The 1,070-nt window shown below is 57.8% G+C and carries 1 rRNA gene; it reads right to left on the bottom strand.

What is annotated here, in order from left to right:
• Window positions 1–1,070: ribosomal RNA gene (locus ACFYYF_RS41555) — 23S ribosomal RNA — on the bottom strand; the annotation flags it as partial.

Here is a 1,070-nt window from a genome sequence, read left to right as displayed (position 1 = left end):
TTTAGGGTACGGGCCGCCATGAAACTCGCTAGAGGCTTTTCTCGACAGCATAGGATCATCCACTTCACCACAATCGGCTCGGCATCAGGTCTCAGACTATGTGTCAGGCGGATTTGCCTACCTGACGTCCTACACCCTTACCCCGGGACAACCACCGCCCGGGATGGACTACCTTCCTGCGTCACCCCATCACTCACCTACTACAGGTCTGGTCCGTCGGCTCCACCACTCCCCTTTGCCCGAAGGCTCCGGGGCGGCTTCACGGACTTAGCATCGCCTGGTTCGATGTTTGACGCTTCACAGCGGGTACCGGAATATCAACCGGTTATCCATCGACTACGCCTGTCGGCCTCGCCTTAGGTCCCGACTTACCCTGGGCAGATCAGCTTGACCCAGGAACCCTTAGTCAATCGGCGCACACGTTTCTCACGTGTGTATCGCTACTCATGCCTGCATTCTCACTCGTGAACCGTCCACCACTGCCTTCCGGCGCGGCTTCACCCGGCACACGACGCTCCCCTACCCATCACAGCGGGCGTTGGCCCTATTGCTGCAATGACACGACTTCGGCGGTACGCTTGAGCCCCGCTACATTGTCGGCGCGGAATCACTAGACCAGTGAGCTATTACGCACTCTTTCAAGGGTGGCTGCTTCTAAGCCAACCTCCTGGTTGTCTCTGCGACTCCACATCCTTTCCCACTTAGCGTACGCTTAGGGGCCTTAGTCGATGCTCTGGGCTGTTTCCCTCTCGACCATGGAGCTTATCCCCCACAGTCTCACTGCCGCGCTCTCACTTACCGGCATTCGGAGTTTGGCTAAGGTCAGTAACCCGGTAGGGCCCATCGCCTATCCAGTGCTCTACCTCCGGCAAGAAACACACGACGCTGCACCTAAATGCATTTCGGGGAGAACCAGCTATCACGGAGTTTGATTGGCCTTTCACCCCTAACCACAGGTCATCCCCCAGGTTTTCAACCCTGGTGGGTTCGGTCCTCCACGACCTCTTACAGCCGCTTCAACCTGCCCATGGCTAGATCACTCCGCTTCGGGTCTTGAGCGCGCTACTGAA

This window comes from Streptomyces sp. NPDC001914, assembly GCF_042891215.1.
GTDB lineage: Bacteria > Actinomycetota > Actinomycetes > Streptomycetales > Streptomycetaceae > Streptomyces.
Note: the sequence above shows the minus strand (reverse complement) of the source record. Positions and strands in the feature narration are given on the sequence as shown.